The following is a 15,016-nucleotide window of genomic DNA, read 5'->3' on the forward strand; positions in this document are numbered from 1 at the left end:
AACCGACCCTAGGGTCGGTTTTTTAACAAGCGTCGCTTAGGCAGCTGCAGCAATCTTCAGTGCCTTGATGTGGCCATTCAGACGGCCTTTATGGCGAGCAGCCTTGTTCTTGTGGATGATGCCTTTATCGGCCATGCGGTCGATAACTGGAACAGCCAGGATGTAAGCAGCTTGCGCTTTTTCGGCGTCTTTTGCGTCGATGGCCTTAACTACATTCTTGATGTAGGTACGAACCATGGAACGCAGGCTGGCGTTGTGGCTGCGACGCTTCTCAGCCTGTTTTGCACGTTTTTTGGCGGAAGGTGAGTTGGCCACCGTCGAGCTCCTCGAAAGACTTGGTAAATAGCAAACAAAATAGGCCGCGAATCATGCCGATGAGTTAATCGGTTGTCAAGGGCGCTTGTTAGGTTCCGCTGAGCGGTCGATTCACTGGAGGGGATGATTCCCTTCTGGCGCATGACCTGTAAACTCGGGAGTTTTTGCTCTGTCTGCTTTGCGCGGCGGAGTATCGCATACTTGGATGCCGTTTAGGCCTCTCCTTCATCCATATGGCATGAAAAACTTTCGATGAATCTCCTCAAGTCCCTGGCAGCGGTCAGTTCCATCACAATGGTGTCGCGTGTGCTGGGCTTTATCCGCGATACGATCCTGGCGCGAATCTTTGGTGCGGGGGTGGCCACCGACGCCTTTTTCATTGCCTTCAAGCTGCCCAACCTACTGCGGCGGATCTTTGCCGAAGGCGCATTTTCCCAGGCGTTCGTGCCGATTCTGGCCGAATACAAGAGTCAGCAGGGGGAAGAGGCAACCCGCACGTTCGTGGCCTATGTCGCCGGCCTGCTGACCCTGGTACTGGCAGTGGTGACCACCCTGGGTATCCTGGCTGCGCCCTGGGTGGTGTGGGTCACCGCACCGGGCTTTGTCGACAGTGCCGAAAAATTCGAGCTCACCACCGACCTGTTGCGGGTGACCTTTCCTTATATATTGCTGATCTCGCTGTCGTCGCTGGCCGGCGCGATTCTCAATACCTGGAACCGCTTTTCGGTGCCGGCCTTCGTGCCGACGCTGCTCAACGTCGCGATGATCTTTTTCGCGTTGTTCCTCACGCCGTATTTCGACCCGCCGGTAATGGCACTGGGCTGGGCAGTGCTGGCCGGTGGTGTGCTGCAACTGGTGTACCAGCTGCCCCACCTGAGAAAGATCGGCATGCTCGTGCTGCCTCGCCTGAGCCTGCGCGATACCGGGGTGTGGCGTGTACTCAAGCAGATGCTGCCGGCGATCCTCGGGGTGTCGGTGAGCCAGATCTCGCTGATCATCAACACCATCTTTGCCTCGTTCCTGGTCGCAGGCTCGGTGTCCTGGATGTATTACGCCGACCGTCTGATGGAGCTGCCATCGGGGGTGCTGGGGGTGGCGTTGGGCACGATCCTGCTGCCGACCCTGGCCAAGACCTACGCCAACAAGGACCGCCATGAGTATTCGCGCATCCTCGACTGGGGCCTGCGCCTGTGCTTCCTGCTGGTGCTGCCGTGCACCTTCGCCCTGGCGATCCTGTCCGAGCCGCTGACGGTCGCGCTGTTCCAGTACGGCAAGTTCACTGCCTTCGATGCACTGATGACCCAGCGCGCGCTGATCGCCTATTCGGTCGGCCTGCTGGGCATCATTCTGGTCAAGGTGCTGGCCCCAGGCTTCTATGCGCAACAGAACATCCGCACGCCGGTGAAGATCGCGATTTTCACCCTGATTTCGACGCAACTGCTCAACCTGGTGTTCATCGGCCACCTGCAGCATGCCGGGCTGGCCCTGGCCATCAGCGTCGGCGCGTGCCTGAATGCCGGCCTGCTGTACTGGAAGCTGCGCCAGCAGAACCTGTTCGAGCCTCAGCCTGGCTGGACGCGCTACCTGCTCAAGTTGCTGGTGGCGGTGCTGCTGATGGCCGGGGTGCTGGTCGCGGGAATGTGCTACATGCCGCCATGGGAGCAAGGCCACATGCTGGAGCGCTTCCTGCGCCTGGGCGCCCTGATTGGTGCGGGTGTGGTGACCTATTTCGGCTGTCTCTACCTGTTTGGTTTCCGCCCACGGGACTTCGCCCGTAAGGCACTGCACTGATGGTCGGCGCGGGTCAGGCGTCGGTTTTGTACATTCCATGCCCCGCCATCGCGCTGCTGCCTGTCGCGGCGCCCGGGTGTGGTTATAATCGACCACTTTATGAGCAAGAAGCGCGTTATGCAGCTGGTTCGAGGCCTTCACAACCTTCGCCCCGAGCATCGGGGCTGTGTTGCCACTATCGGCACTTCGACGGTGTTCACCGTGGTCACCAGGCTATCCTGGCGCGCCTGCGTGAGCGCGCGGTAGAGCTGGGCGTGCCCAGCTGCGTGGTGATTTTCGAACCACAGCCGCGTGAGTACTTTGCGCCCGACACCGCGCCGGCGCGCCTGGCCCGCCTGCGCGACAAGGTGGCGCTGCTGGCCGCCGAGGGCGTCGACCGGGTGCTGTGCCTGGCCTTCAACCAGCGCCTGAGCAAGCTCAGCGCCGCCGAGTTCGTCGACACCATCCTGGTCGACGGGCTGGGCGTGCAGCACCTGGAAGTGGGTGACGACTTTCGTTTCGGCTGCGACCGGCTGGGCGATTTCGAGTTTCTGCAGCAGGCCGGGCTGAGCCAGGGCTTTACCGTCGAAGCGGCGCAAACCGTCGAGCTCGACGGCCTGCGGGTCAGCAGCACGCAAGTGCGCGAGGCCCTGGCGCGTGCCGAGTTCGCCGTAGCCGAGCGCCTGCTGGGGCGGCCGTTCCGCATTCGCGGCCGGGTCCTGCACGGGCAGAAGCTGGCCCGCCAGCTGGGTACGCCCACCGCCAACATACAACTCAAGCGCCATCGCGTACCGCTCACCGGTGTCTACCTGGTCAGTGTCGAACTCGATGGCCAGCGCTGGCCTGGCGTCGCCAACATCGGCGTGCGGCCAACGGTTGCAGGTGATGGCCGTGCCCACCTGGAAGTGCATCTGCTGGATTTTGCCGGCGATTTATATGGCCGGCGTCTGACGTGGAATTCCACCACAAGCTGCGCGACGAGCAGCGATTCGCCTCCCTGGAGGCGCTGAAGTCGGCGATCGATGCGGATATCGCCGCCGCACGTGCCCATTGGCACGGTCAACCGCTAACGAAGAGCCTGAAATGACCGACTATAAAGCCACGCTAAACCTTCCGGACACCGCCTTCCCGATGAAGGCCGGCCTGCCACAGCGCGAACCGCAGATCCTGCAGCGCTGGGACAGCATTGGCCTGTACCAGAAGCTGCGCGAAATTGGCAAGGACCGTCCGAAGTTCGTGTTGCACGACGGCCCGCCCTACGCCAACGGCAAGATCCACATCGGTCACGCGCTCAACAAGATTCTCAAGGACATGATCCTGCGTTCCAAAACCCTGTCCGGCTTCGATGCGCCGTATGTACCGGGTTGGGACTGTCATGGCCTGCCGATCGAGCACAAGGTCGAAGTGACCCACGGCAAGCACCTCACCGCGGACAAGACCCGTGAGCTGTGCCGTGCCTATGCCGCCGAGCAGATCGAAGGGCAGAAGAAGGAATTCATTCGCCTGGGCGTGCTGGGCGAGTGGGACAACCCCTACAAGACCATGAACTTCAGCAACGAGGCCGGCGAAATCCGCGCCCTGGCTGAAATGGTCAAGCACGGCTTCGTGTTCAAGGGCCTCAAACCGGTGAACTGGTGCTTCGATTGCGGTTCGGCCCTGGCCGAAGCTGAAGTCGAATACGCCGACAAGAAGTCGCAGACCATCGACGTCGCCTTTACCGTGGCCGACGAGGCCAAGCTCGCCCAGGCATTCGGCCTGCCGGCGCTGGCCAAGCCTGCCGCGATCGTGATCTGGACCACCACCCCGTGGACCATCCCGGCCAACCAGGCGTTGAACGTGCACCCCGAGTTCACGTACGCCCTGGTCGATGTCGGCGACAAGTTGGTGGTGCTGGCCGAAGAGCTGGTCGAAGCCTGCCTGAAGCGTTACTCGCTGGAAGGCTCGGTGATCGCCACTGCACCGGGTTCGGCGCTGGAACTGATCAACTGCCGTCACCCGCTGTACGAGCGCCTGTCGCCGGTCTACCTGGCCGAGTACGTCGAACTGGGCGCCGGTACCGGCGTGGTCCACTCGGCCCCGGCCTACGGTGAAGACGACTTCGTGAGCTGCAAGCGCTACGGCATGGTCAACGACGACATCCTCACCCCGGTGCAGAGCAACGGCGTGTACGTCGATGCGCTGGAGTTCTTCGGCGGCCAGTTCATCTGGAAGGCCAACCCGCATATCGTCGACAAGCTCGCCGAAGTCGGCGCGCTGATGTTCACCGACACCATCAGCCATAGCTACATGCACTGCTGGCGTCACAAGACCCCGCTGATCTACCGCGCCACCGCGCAGTGGTTCGTGGGCATGGACAAACAGCCAGACAGCGGCGAAACCCTGCGCGAGCGTGCCATCAGCGCCATTGAGCAGACCAAGTTCGTCCCGGCCTGGGGCCAGGCCCGCCTGCACTCCATGATCGCCAACCGTCCCGACTGGTGCATCTCGCGCCAACGCAACTGGGGCGTGCCGATCCCGTTCTTCCTGCACAAGCAGACCGGCGAGCTGCACCCGCGCACCGTCGAGTTGATGGAACAGGTCGCGCAGCGCGTCGAACAGGAAGGCATCGAAGCCTGGTTCAAGATGGACGCTGCCGAACTGCTCGGTGACGAAGCCGCGCAGTACGACAAGATCGCCGACACCCTCGACGTCTGGTTCGACTCCGGTACCACCCACTGGCACGTACTGCGTGGCTCGCACAACATCGGCCACGAAAGCGGCCCGCGCGCCGACCTGTACCTGGAAGGGTCCGACCAGCACCGCGGTTGGTTCCACTCCTCGCTGCTGACCGGTTGCGCCATCGACAACCACGCGCCGTATCGCGAGTTGCTGACCCACGGCTTCACCGTGGACGAGAACGGCCGCAAGATGTCCAAGTCGCTGGGCAACACCATCGAGCCGCAGAAGGTCAACGACACCCTGGGTGCCGACATCATGCGCCTGTGGGTGTCGGCGACCGACTACTCCGGCGAAATGGCCGTGTCCGACCAGATCCTGCAGCGCAGCGCCGACGCCTACCGGCGTATCCGCAACACCGCGCGCTTCCTGCTTTCCAACCTGTCCGGCTTCGACCCGGCCCGCGACCTGCTGCCGGCCGAAGACATGCTGGCACTGGACCGCTGGGCCGTGGACCGTACCTTGCTGCTGCAGCGCGAGCTGGAAGAGCACTACGGCGAGTACCGGTTCTGGAACGTCTACTCCAAGGTCCACAACTTCTGCGTGCAGGAGCTGGGCGGCTTCTACCTTGACATCATCAAGGACCGCCAGTACACCACGGGCGCCAACAGCATCGCGCGCCGTTCGTGCCAGACCGCGCTGTACCACATCAGCGAAGCACTGGTGCGCTGGATCGCGCCGATCCTGGCGTTCACCGCCGATGAGCTGTGGCAGTACCTGCCGGGCGAGCGCAACGAATCCGTGATGCTCAACACCTGGTACCGGGGCCTGACCGAGCTGCCCGAAGGCATCGAGCTGGACCGCGCCTACTGGGACCGCGTGATGGCCGTGAAAGCCGCCGTCAACAAGGAACTGGAAAACCAGCGTGCCGCCAAGGCCATCGGTGGCAACCTGCAAGCCGAAGTTACCCTGTTCGCCGACGAAGCGCTGAGCACCGACCTGGGCAAGCTGGGCAACGAGCTGCGCTTCGTGCTGATCACCTCGGCCGCCAGCGTCGCCCCGTTCGTCGATGCCCCGGCCGATGCGGTGGTCACCGAAGTGGCCGGCCTCAAGCTCAAGGTGGTCAAGTCCGGCCATGCCAAGTGCGGCCGTTGCTGGCACTTCCGTGCCGACGTGGGCGTGAACCCGGAGCACCCGGAAATCTGCGGTCGTTGCGTCGACAACATCAGTGGCAAAGGTGAGGTGCGTCACTATGCCTAACCCCAACGTGGGGCGCTTCGGGCGCCTCGCCTGGCTGTGGCTGAGCCTGCTGGTACTGGTCCTCGACCAGGCCAGCAAGCACTACTTCGAAGGTGCCCTGAGCCTGTACCAGCAGATCGTGGTCATCCCCGACTACTTCAGCTGGACCCTGGCCTACAACACCGGCGCAGCCTTCAGCTTCCTGGCCGAAAGCTCGGGCTGGCAGCGCTGGCTGTTCGCCCTGATCGCCCTGGTGGTCAGCGCGGTGCTGGTGGTATGGCTCAAGCGCCTGGGGCGCAACGAAACCTGGCTGGCCGTCGCGCTGGCCCTGGTGCTCGGCGGCGCGCTGGGCAACCTGTACGACCGGATCGTGCTCGGCCATGTGGTCGACTTCATCCTGGTGCACTGGCAGAACCGCTGGTACTTCCCGGCCTTCAACCTGGCCGACAGTGCCATCAGCGTGGGCGCGGTGATGCTGGCGCTGGATATGTTCAAGAGCAAAAAGTCCGGAGAACCCGTGCATGACTGATACCCGTATTGGCCAGAACACCGAAGTCACCCTGCACTTCGCGTTGCACCTGGAAAACGGCGACACCGTCGACAGCACCTTCGACAAAGCGCCGGCAGTGTTCAAGGTCGGCGACGGCAACCTGCTGCCCGGCTTCGAAGCCGCAATCTTCGGTTTCAAGGCCGGTGACAAGCGTACCGTCAGCGTGCCGCCAGAGAACGCTTTCGGCCAGCCCAACCCGCAGAACGTGCAGATCATTCCCCGCTCGCAGTTCCAGGACATGGACCTGTCCGAAGGCCTGCTGGTGATTTTCAACGACGCGGCCAACGCCGAGTTGCCCGGTGTGGTGAAAGCCTTCGATGACGCGCAAGTGACCATCGACTTCAATCACCCGCTGTCCGGCAAGACCCTGAACTTCGAGGTGGAAATCCTCGCGGTCAAGGCCCTTTGAGCCAGGAGTCAGCAATGCAGATCAAACTCGCCAACCCACGCGGCTTCTGTGCCGGCGTGGACCGGGCGATCGAAATCGTCAACCGCGCCCTTGAAGTGTTCGGCCCGCCGATCTACGTGCGTCACGAAGTGGTGCACAACAAGTTCGTGGTCGAAGACCTGCGCGCGCGCGGGGCCATCTTCGTCGAAGAACTCGACCAGGTGCCCAATGACGTCATCGTCATCTTCAGTGCCCACGGTGTTTCCCAGGCCGTGCGCCAAGAGGCGGCAGGGCGCGGTTTGAAGGTGTTCGATGCGACCTGTCCGCTGGTGACCAAGGTGCACATCGAGGTAGCCAAGTACAGCCGCGATGGCAAGGAATGCATCCTGATCGGCCACGCAGGGCACCCCGAAGTCGAAGGCACCATGGGCCAGTACGACGCCAGCAATGGCGGTTCGATCTACCTGGTCGAGGATGAAGAGGATGTCGCCAGCCTGCAGGTGCGCGACCCCGAGCGCCTGGCCTTCGTGACCCAGACCACCTTGTCGATGGACGACACCAGCCGCGTCATCGATGCGCTGCGATCGCGCTTTCCGAGCATTGGCGGGCCGCGCAAGGACGACATCTGCTACGCCACCCAGAACCGCCAGGACGCGGTCAAGCAACTGGCGGACGAGTGCGATGTGGTGCTGGTGGTGGGCAGCCCGAACAGCTCCAACTCCAACCGCCTGCGCGAGCTGGCGGAGCGCATGGCCACCCCGGCCTACCTCATCGATGGCGCGGAAGACCTGCAGCGCAGCTGGTTCGACGGCGTGGCGCGGGTCGGTATCACCGCCGGTGCCTCGGCCCCCGAGGTGCTGGTGCGTGGCGTGATCGCGCAGTTGCAGGAATGGGGTGCCACGGGTGCCGACGAGCTGGATGGTCGCGAAGAGAATGTCACCTTCTCGATGCCTAAAGAGCTGCGCGTGCGTTCATTGATCTGAGCCGGGGGCCGCGCACAGTGGCTCCTCGCTGGCGGTACGGCGCACGCTGACCCGCCCGGTGCGTGACAGCACCACCTGATACAGGCTCCGGTGACCGGGCTCTGCGCAGACATGCAGGGTCCCGGCCTGGAACCCGCCCGTCTGTTCCGGTACACCCAGCCCGCCGAAACGGACTTGCCGCGCCAGCGGTTGATTGCCCACCACCCGCACCCGCCGGTTGGCGCGGTGCTCCTGCAGCACCTGCTGCGTTTCAGTGCCCATTCGCCATCCGTTGCTCCAGTTCCCTTCGATCGCCACCAGGCTGACCGCGTGATTGCGCAGCAATGCTTCGCTGCGGGCGCCGCGCAATGCCTGGGCCAGCTGTTCAGCGACGGCTTGGCGCTGTAGGTCGCTGCTCATGGTGCTGTAGGCAGGAACCCCGAGCTGTACCAGCACGGCAAGCAGCGCCAGTGCATACATCATTTGAATCAGTGTTACGCCCTGTTGCGCCATCGTGCATCCCTCCCTGGAAGTGCTTCTCTATAGGTTCAGCGCCACGCGGGCTGACGTCCAGTCAGGCGGGGCGGCAATTGCGCAGGGAAATTTCGCAGGAGGCGAACCCATGACAAGGAAAGTGGAGCGAGGCATGACCCTGATCGAGGTGCTGGTGGCATTGGTGGTCATGTCACTGGGGGTGTTCACGGCAGCGGCACTGCAAGGGCGGGCGTTATCGACCACCGACAGCGCCTTGCGCAGCACCCAGGTGTTGCTGCTGGCCCAGGAGGTACTGGAGCGGGTGCGTGCGGCAGGCCGGCTGGGTGCCGGGGAGGGGGCGCAACTGCAACGCGACCTGCAAGCCGTGGTGGGCGCCTCGGCACAGGCGCGTGTCACTCAGGCTGGCGCTGACATTGCACTCGACCTGGGTTGGCCAGAGGGCGCGTTTGTGATTCGTGGGCGGGTGATGCCATGAGGCGCGCGGCAGGCTTCGGCCTGGTGGAAGCGTTGCTGGCATTGAGCCTGGGCCTGTTGCTGGTGCTGGCCGCCAGCCACCTGTTGCTGGCCGCGCTGCACAGCTGGCAGGCGCAGGGCGTGGCGGCACAGTTGCAGGAGGACGCACGCCTGGCCTTGCAGCGCATGGCGCGTGACATCCGCATGGCGGGTGCATTCGGTTGCCTGCGACAGGAGGCGGTCAGTTTTGCCGACCCGGCGATTGCCGCAGTGTTTGCACTGCCATTGAGCATCAGCCTAGAGCCCGACGGCAACCTGCGCAGCCTGAGCCTGGTGGGTGCGCAGAGCGGCGATACCGGCAGCCCGGCGCACTGGACGCTGGTGACCGACTGCGCGCGCGTGGCACGTGCCTATGCGGGCAAGCACTCGCCGGGGCCGGGCGAGTTCGCCTTGCCGATCCACCGGCAGGTGTACCAGCTGGTCGCCGGGCAGCTGCGCCTGAGCAGTGGGAGTACCCAGGCAGTGCTGGTCGACAATGTTCATCGCCTGCGCATGGATTTTGGCGTGGCCGATGCGGCGGGGCGGGTGGCCTACGTGGTGGCGACGCCCGAGCCTGCCAGAATCCGCAGCGTGCGCATTCGCCTGACATTGGCAGATCCACTGCAGCGCGTACGGGCGCAGACCTATCACCTGGTGGCTGCTGTGCGTAACCCTGCGCCATGAGAGCGCAAGGCGGAATGGTGCTGCTGGTCAGCCTGGTGATGATGCTGTTGTTGGCCTTGCTGGCGATGTCGGCGCTGCAGGGCGCGACCCTGCAGGCGCGCATGGCCGGCAACCTGGGCGCGGCGTTGCAGGCATTCGAGTCAGCCGAGGCAACCTTGCGAGAGGGTGAGGCACAGGTGCTTGCAGGGCATGTCCCGTCCTTGCCCTGCACCTACTGCCTGCCGCCGCCAGAGGCCGCACGGGTACGTGCGGCCGGGGTGCATGCCGATGCAGCTGCCAGCTCGGGTCTGGTCTGGCAGGCGTATGCGCGTGGTCTCTACCTGATCCAGCCGCTGGGTGAGAGCAGCCGTGCCACTGGCCTGCCCGACGGCCTGCCCGTGCAGTTGTTCCGCATCACCGCCGTGGGCTGGCGGCAACAGGCGCGGGTGGTGCTCGAAAGTGTGCATGCGCAGCCGCTGGCGCCTGGCAAACAAGCGCCCCGGCGCATCGCGTGGCGGCAAATTCTGTAAGGAGGTGAGGCATGCGCGCGTACGCCCAGGGCTTGAGCCTGATCGAACTGTTGATTGTCGTCGCCGTGGTCGGCATTCTGGCGAGCATTGCCTACCCCAGTTACACCGATACGGTGAAAAGTGCCGCACGCACGGAGGTGGCCGGGATGCTGTTGGCGAGTGCGCAGCAACTGGAGCGTCATCGTGCGCGCACTGGTGAGTATGCCGACAGCGATAGCGTGACGACCCCGCTGCCCCCCGGTACACGTCATTACAGCCTGCATGCCAGCCGTGAGGCCGAGCGCTTCAGCCTGGTGGCCAGGCGCCGCGTCGAAGGGTTGATGGCCGGTGACCGGTGTGGCGACTTCGAACTCGACCACCGGGGTGTACGGGGTAACCCGCACGGTGATGCAGGGCAGGGCTGCTGGGGCAACTGAAGTCTTTCATTCGGGTACTGGATCAATAGATGACCAAGCAAGTAGTGATTGTCGGCGGCGGGGTGATTGGCCTGCTGACCGCGTTCAACCTGGCGGCCGATGTCGAGCAGGTGGTGGTATGCGACAAGGGCGCAGTCGGCCAGGAGTCCTCCTGGGCCGGAGGCGGGATCGTTTCGCCGCTGTACCCCTGGCGCTACAGCCCTGCGGTCACTGCGCTGGCGCATTGGTCGCAGGATTTCTATCCGCAGTTGGGCGCGCACCTGTTCAGCAGCACCGGGGTCGACCCGAGGTCCACACCACCGGGCTGTACTGGCTAGACCTGGATGACGAGGCCCAGGCCTTGGCGTGGGCAGCGCGCGAGGGACGTCCACTGCGTGCGGTAGATATTGCCCAGGCTTATGCTGCGGTGCCCGTGCTGGCGCCTGGTTTCGAACGGGCCATCTACATGGCTGGCGTGGCCAACGTGCGCAACCCGCGCCTGGTCAAGTCGCTCAAGGCGGCGCTGCTGGCGCTGCCCAACGTCACGTTGCGCGAGCACTGCGAGATCAGCGGCTTCAGCCGCGAGGGCGGGCGTATCACGGGTGTTGAAACGGCCGAGGGCCCGATCATGGCCGATCAGGTGGTACTCACCGCAGGGGCCTGGAGCGGCGACCTGCTGCGCCCGTTGGGGCTGGATCTGCCGGTCGAGCCGGTCAAGGGGCAGATGATCCTGTTCAAGGGCGCGGACGATTTTCTGCCGAGCATGGTGCTGGCCAAGGGGCGGTACGCGATCCCGCGGCGTGATGGGCACATTCTGGTGGGCAGTACGCTGGAGCATGCCGGCTACGACAAGACGCCTACCGATGATGCGCTAGCGAGCCTGAAGGCGTCTGCCGTCGAGTTGCTGCCGGCGCTGGCAGATGCCACGCCGGTGGGGCATTGGGCGGGGCTGCGGCCGGGTTCGCCAGAGGGTGTGCCCTATATTGGCCAGGTGCCGGGGCATGCGGGGCTGTGGCTGAACTGCGGTCATTACCGCAACGGGCTGGTGCTGGCGCCGGCTTCGTGCCAGCTGTTTGCCGACCTGCTACTGGGGCGCGCACCGATCATCGACCCTGCGCCCTATGCGCCGGCCGGCCGGCTGAGCTGACCGCGGGGCTGTGTTGCAGCCTTTCGCTGGCAAGCCACTCACCGGATGGTTGAACACTGCCTGACCTGTGGGAGCTGGCTTGCCAGCGAAGCGGCATTCAGCCTTGACGACTATCTGCCGGCCCTTGCTCCAGGTGCGCCGGGCTGCAGAACCACAACTGCCCCCGGTGCAACGCGCGATCACTGGGCAGATGCACGCCGCAATGGGCGCACCGCACCATTTTCAGCGGGTCATCGAGGGGCGGGCGATTATCGGCGTTGGCGCTGGCCTTGAACTTGCGCCACAACCAGAACGCAGCGGCAATCAGGGCAATCCAGAAAAGTAGGCGAACCATGGTGTCCAGCTTTGTCGAATGAAGAGCCACCAGTTTAGGGCCTGGCAATAAAAAAGGGAGGCCCTTGGCCTCCCTTTATTGTTGCTGTCGCACGTATCAGTCGAATACGCCAAAGGTCATGTAGCTGAACCACGAGCGGTCTTCGTTGTTGCCTTCGGCTTGGTGATTCTGTTCTTCGATCACGTCGCCATTTTCATCTTTAGGCTGCAGTTCGTCGGGAATCGCGTCCTTGGCATCCTGATACTGCTTCTGCACGTCCTGGTTGGCGCGGGTTTCGCCCGGCGGCAGCGGCGTTGCAGTCTCGATCAGGCCCAAAGTGGCCTTGGACAGCCACGAGCGGTTGTCCGCTTCGTCCTGCTGGGGCACGAACTGGCCATCGACCAGGCTCGGGTGATCAGGGTAGTTGAGCTTCAGGGTTTCCAGGCTGGTGGCCGCCAGGTCGTCCAGGTGCAGGCGCATGTAGGCTTCGGTCATCACCGCCAGGCCGTCGCCGACCGATGGGGTTTCCTGGAAGTTCTCCACCACGTAGCGACCACGGTTGGCGGCGGCTACATAGGCCTGACGGGTCAGGTAGTAGTCGGCCACGTGGATCTCGTAGGACGCCAGCAGGTTGCGCAGGTAGATCATGCGCTGCTTGGCGTCTGGCGCGTAGCGGCTGTTGGGGAAGCGGCTGGTGAGCTGGGCGAACTCGTTGTACGAGTCACGCGCTGCGCCCGGGTCACGCTTGGTCATGTCCAGCGGCAGGAAGCGCGCCAGCAGGCCGCGGTCCTGGTCGAACGAGGTCAGGCCCTTGAGGTAGTAGGCGTAGTCGACGTTCGGGTGCTGCGGGTGCAGGCGGATGAACCGCTCGGCAGCCGACTTGGCAGCCTCTGGCTCGGCGTTCTTGTAGTTCGCGAAGATCAGCTCCAACTGCGCCTGGTCGGCATAGCGGCCGAACGGGTAGCGCGATTCCAGCGCCTTGAGCTTGGCGGTGGCGCTGGTATAGCTGTGGTTGTCCAGGTCGGCCTGCGCCTGCTGGTACAGCTCGGTTTCGCTGAGGTTTTCGTCGACGACTTCCTTCGAAGAACAAGCAGCAGTGAGTCCGAGGATGGCGATCAGCAGCAGGTGTTTCACTTGCATGGCGGCTTGCGTCCCTATGACGGCTGCTGTCTTGGGCGAGGCCGTCCTGTTATGATGAGCACCCCGGTTGGAACCCTCGGGGCAAAAGACGCCGTATTTAACCACAAGCGTGCAGCTGAAACCAAAGGCTGTGCCTCCGCCTGATTCGAGCATGTCCGAGAAAATTGAACTTCGCGCAGAGGTACCGTCCGAATTGGGCGGGCAACGCCTCGACCAAGTCGCTGCCCAACTGTTTGCCGAGCACTCACGCTCGCGCCTGTCCGCCTGGATCAAAGAAGGCCTACTGACCGTCGACGGCAACGTCGTGCGTCCTCGCGACATCGTCCATGGCGTGCACTGCTGGCGCTGGATGCCGAGCAGGAAGCCCAGGGCGAGTGGGTGGCGCAGGACATCGAACTGGATATCGTCTACGAAGACGACCACATCCTGGTCATCAACAAGCCGGCCGGGCTTGTGGTACACCCGGCGGCGGGGCATGCAGACGGCACCCTGCTCAACGCGCTGCTGCACCACGTGCCCGACATCATCAACGTGCCGCGCGCCGGTATCGTGCACCGCCTCGACAAGGACACCACCGGTCTGATGGTGGTGGCCAAGACCATCCAGGCGCAGACCCAGCTGGTTTCGCAGTTGCAAAGCCGCAGTGTCAGCCGCATCTATGAGTGCATCGTGATTGGTGTGGTCACCGCCGGCGGCAAGATCAACGCCCCGATCGGCCGCCACGGCCAGCAGCGCCAGCGCATGGCGGTGATGGAAGGTGGCAAGCAGGCCGTCAGCCACTACCGTGTGCTCGAACGTTTCCGTTCGCACACCCACGTGCGCGTCAAGCTGGAAACCGGGCGTACCCACCAGATCCGCGTGCACATGGCCCACGTCAACTTCCCGTTGGTCGGCGACCCGGTGTATGGCGGGCGCTTCCGTATTCCGCCAGCGGCCAGCGTGACCATGGTCGAAGCGCTCAAGACCTTCCCGCGCCAGGCCCTGCACGCACGTTTCCTGGAGCTGGACCACCCGGTAACCGGCGAGCGCATGGGCTGGGAATCGTCGCTGCCGGATGACTTCGTCTGGCTGCTGTCGCTGCTCAAGCAGGACCGCGAGGCTTTCGTCGGATGAGCACCCTGACGCCCGACCTGCTGATCCCCGACTGGCCCGTGCCAGCCTGGGTCAAGGCGTGCGTCACCACCCGGGGCGGGGGCGTCAGCCTGGCGCCCTACCAGGCGCTGAACCTGGGCGATCATGTCGGCGATGCGCCGGCGGCGGTGGCCGAGAACCGTCGACGCCTGACCGATACCTTCGCCGTCCAGCCTGCCTGGCTCAAACAGGTTCACGGGCTGGCGGTCGCGCACGCCGACCCGGCGCTGATCGCCGAGGCGGATGCCAGCTGGACGGCGACCCCCGGCATCGCGTGCACGGTGATGACTGCCGATTGCCTGCCCGTGCTGTTCTGCGACCGTGCCGGCAGCCGTGTGGCTGCGGCGCATGCCGGCTGGCGCGGGTTGTCGGTGGTGTGCTGGAGGCGACGCTGGACAGCCTGGGCGTGCCGGCGCAGGAGGTATTGGTGTGGCTGGGCCCGGCCATTGGCCCGCAGGCCTTTGAAGTGGGTGGCGAAGTGCGCGATGCGTTCACGACCGTTCATCCGGAAAGTGCCTGTGCCTTCATACCGGGCGCCCAACCGGGCAAGTTCCTGGCCGACATCTATGCCCTGGCGCGCATTCGCCTGGCGGCACGTGGCGTCACGGCTGTGTATGGGGGTGGCCTGTGCACGGTCACCGACCCTCGCTTCTATTCCTTTCGCCGCAGCCCCGTCACCGGGCGCATGGCCTCGCTGGTCTGGCTCGCCGCGCGCTGACCTGGATCAAGCCCGCTACGCTTGAATCTTCCACAATCACCCTTATCTATAGGGGTATCTCAGGCAGGTTTTTCTTCATCAGGTGTGTCCATCGCTCCGGCCTGCCCATTAAA

At 64.2% G+C, this 15,016-nt stretch carries 13 protein-coding genes and 4 pseudogenes; 13 read left to right on the forward strand and 4 right to left on the reverse strand.

Annotated features, from left to right (window positions below; all coding sequences use genetic code 11):
• Nucleotides 1-36 precede the first annotated feature (36 nt).
• Nucleotides 37-315: a 30S ribosomal protein S20 gene (gene rpsT / locus G3436_RS02510; RefSeq protein WP_043860304.1), complete on the reverse strand. Its 279-nt coding sequence runs from the start codon at nucleotides 313-315 to the stop codon at nucleotides 37-39.
• A 252-nt stretch (nucleotides 316-567) separates the two neighbouring features.
• On the opposite strand from rpsT, the gene murJ reads away from it, so the two are divergent.
• From murJ to ispH, 6 genes and pseudogenes are all read left to right on the forward strand, one after another.
• Nucleotides 568-2,106, forward strand: a complete 1,539-nt coding sequence (murJ, locus tag G3436_RS02515) for a murein biosynthesis integral membrane protein MurJ (RefSeq protein WP_163940917.1) — start codon at nucleotides 568-570, stop codon at nucleotides 2,104-2,106.
• A 117-nt stretch (nucleotides 2,107-2,223) separates the two neighbouring features.
• Nucleotides 2,224-3,172, forward strand: a pseudogene (gene ribF, locus G3436_RS02520) (bifunctional riboflavin kinase/FAD synthetase).
• Nucleotides 3,169-6,000 (forward strand): isoleucine--tRNA ligase, encoded by a 2,832-nt coding sequence (ileS, locus tag G3436_RS02525; protein ID WP_163940920.1) that lies wholly within the window; start codon nucleotides 3,169-3,171, stop codon nucleotides 5,998-6,000. The pseudogene ribF and the gene ileS overlap by 4 nt, the downstream one beginning before the upstream one ends.
• Complete coding sequence (gene lspA, locus G3436_RS02530; protein WP_163940923.1) at nucleotides 5,993-6,508, forward strand: signal peptidase II; 516 nt, start codon at nucleotides 5,993-5,995, stop codon at nucleotides 6,506-6,508. Before ileS ends, lspA begins: the two co-directional genes overlap by 8 nt.
• Entirely contained in the window at nucleotides 6,501-6,938 is a 438-nt protein-coding gene (locus G3436_RS02535) for an FKBP-type peptidyl-prolyl cis-trans isomerase (RefSeq protein ID WP_163940926.1), read from the forward strand. The genes lspA and G3436_RS02535 overlap by 8 nt, the downstream gene beginning before the upstream one ends.
• Nucleotides 6,939-6,952: 14 nt before the next feature.
• Nucleotides 6,953-7,900, forward strand: coding sequence for a 4-hydroxy-3-methylbut-2-enyl diphosphate reductase (ispH, locus tag G3436_RS02540; protein ID WP_163940928.1), 948 nt, complete (start codon nucleotides 6,953-6,955; stop codon nucleotides 7,898-7,900).
• On the opposite strand, the gene G3436_RS02545 is transcribed toward ispH, so the two are convergent.
• Nucleotides 7,889-8,362: a GspH/FimT family protein gene (locus tag G3436_RS02545; RefSeq protein ID WP_163940931.1), complete on the reverse strand. Its 474-nt coding sequence runs from the start codon at nucleotides 8,360-8,362 to the stop codon at nucleotides 7,889-7,891. The genes ispH and G3436_RS02545 overlap by 12 nt on opposite strands.
• A 139-nt stretch (nucleotides 8,363-8,501) precedes the next feature.
• Between G3436_RS02545 and pilV the strand changes: the two genes are divergently transcribed.
• From pilV to thiO, 5 genes and pseudogenes are all read left to right on the forward strand, one after another.
• Nucleotides 8,502-8,849, forward strand: coding sequence for a type IV pilus modification protein PilV (gene pilV / locus G3436_RS02550; RefSeq protein ID WP_163940934.1), 348 nt, complete (start codon nucleotides 8,502-8,504; stop codon nucleotides 8,847-8,849).
• Nucleotides 8,846-9,550, forward strand: coding sequence for a PilW family protein (locus tag G3436_RS02555; RefSeq protein ID WP_163940937.1), 705 nt, complete (start codon nucleotides 8,846-8,848; stop codon nucleotides 9,548-9,550). Before pilV ends, G3436_RS02555 begins: the two co-directional genes overlap by 4 nt.
• Nucleotides 9,551-9,567: 17 nt before the next feature.
• Nucleotides 9,568-10,059: a pilus assembly PilX family protein gene (locus tag G3436_RS02560; RefSeq protein ID WP_420801165.1), complete on the forward strand. Its 492-nt coding sequence runs from the start codon at nucleotides 9,568-9,570 to the stop codon at nucleotides 10,057-10,059.
• An 11-nt stretch (nucleotides 10,060-10,070) separates the two neighbouring features.
• Nucleotides 10,071-10,475 carry a type IV pilin protein gene (locus G3436_RS02565; RefSeq protein WP_163940944.1) on the forward strand — a complete coding sequence of 135 codons (405 nt, stop codon included), beginning with the start codon at nucleotides 10,071-10,073 and terminating at the stop codon, nucleotides 10,473-10,475.
• A gap of 29 nt (nucleotides 10,476-10,504) precedes the next feature.
• A pseudogene (gene thiO / locus G3436_RS02570) lies at nucleotides 10,505-11,601 on the forward strand (glycine oxidase ThiO).
• A 97-nt stretch (nucleotides 11,602-11,698) separates the two neighbouring features.
• Here thiO and G3436_RS02575 read toward each other — a convergent pair.
• Together G3436_RS02575 and G3436_RS02580 are read right to left on the reverse strand one after the other, a co-directional pair.
• Nucleotides 11,699-11,935, reverse strand: a complete 237-nt coding sequence (locus tag G3436_RS02575) for a PP0621 family protein (protein WP_163940947.1) — start codon at nucleotides 11,933-11,935, stop codon at nucleotides 11,699-11,701.
• 96 nt (nucleotides 11,936-12,031) lie between these two features.
• Nucleotides 12,032-13,054, reverse strand: a complete 1,023-nt coding sequence (locus G3436_RS02580; RefSeq protein WP_163940950.1) for an outer membrane protein assembly factor BamD — start codon at nucleotides 13,052-13,054, stop codon at nucleotides 12,032-12,034.
• Between the two features lie 151 nt (nucleotides 13,055-13,205).
• Here G3436_RS02580 and rluD point away from each other — a divergent pair.
• Together rluD and pgeF are read left to right on the forward strand one after the other, a co-directional pair.
• Nucleotides 13,206-14,167: pseudogene (gene rluD, locus G3436_RS02585) on the forward strand (23S rRNA pseudouridine(1911/1915/1917) synthase RluD).
• Nucleotides 14,164-14,903: pseudogene (gene pgeF, locus G3436_RS02590) on the forward strand (peptidoglycan editing factor PgeF). The pseudogenes rluD and pgeF overlap by 4 nt, the downstream one beginning before the upstream one ends.
• Nucleotides 14,904-15,016: the final 113 nt, after the last annotated feature.

Source organism: Pseudomonas brassicae, from assembly GCF_010671725.1.
Lineage (GTDB): Bacteria > Pseudomonadota > Gammaproteobacteria > Pseudomonadales > Pseudomonadaceae > Aquipseudomonas > Aquipseudomonas brassicae.

Excerpts from the sequence above, each read along its gene's own strand:
- G3436_RS02565 (WP_163940944.1), top strand. The coding sequence starts at position 10,071 with ATGCGCGCGTACGCCCAGGGCTTGAGCCTGATCGAACTGTTGATTGTC.
- ileS (WP_163940920.1), top strand. The coding sequence starts at position 3,169 with ATGACCGACTATAAAGCCACGCTAAACCTTCCGGACACCGCCTTCCCG.
- ispH (WP_163940928.1), top strand. The coding sequence starts at position 6,953 with ATGCAGATCAAACTCGCCAACCCACGCGGCTTCTGTGCCGGCGTGGAC.
- G3436_RS02575 (WP_163940947.1), bottom strand. The coding sequence starts at position 11,935 with ATGGTTCGCCTACTTTTCTGGATTGCCCTGATTGCCGCTGCGTTCTGG.
- G3436_RS02555 (WP_163940937.1), top strand. The coding sequence starts at position 8,846 with ATGAGGCGCGCGGCAGGCTTCGGCCTGGTGGAAGCGTTGCTGGCATTG.
- pilV (WP_163940934.1), top strand. The coding sequence starts at position 8,502 with ATGACAAGGAAAGTGGAGCGAGGCATGACCCTGATCGAGGTGCTGGTG.
- G3436_RS02580 (WP_163940950.1), bottom strand. The coding sequence starts at position 13,054 with ATGCAAGTGAAACACCTGCTGCTGATCGCCATCCTCGGACTCACTGCT.
- G3436_RS02545 (WP_163940931.1), bottom strand. The coding sequence starts at position 8,362 with ATGATGTATGCACTGGCGCTGCTTGCCGTGCTGGTACAGCTCGGGGTT.
- murJ (WP_163940917.1), top strand. The coding sequence starts at position 568 with ATGAATCTCCTCAAGTCCCTGGCAGCGGTCAGTTCCATCACAATGGTG.
- lspA (WP_163940923.1), top strand. The coding sequence starts at position 5,993 with ATGCCTAACCCCAACGTGGGGCGCTTCGGGCGCCTCGCCTGGCTGTGG.
- G3436_RS02535 (WP_163940926.1), top strand. The coding sequence starts at position 6,501 with ATGACTGATACCCGTATTGGCCAGAACACCGAAGTCACCCTGCACTTC.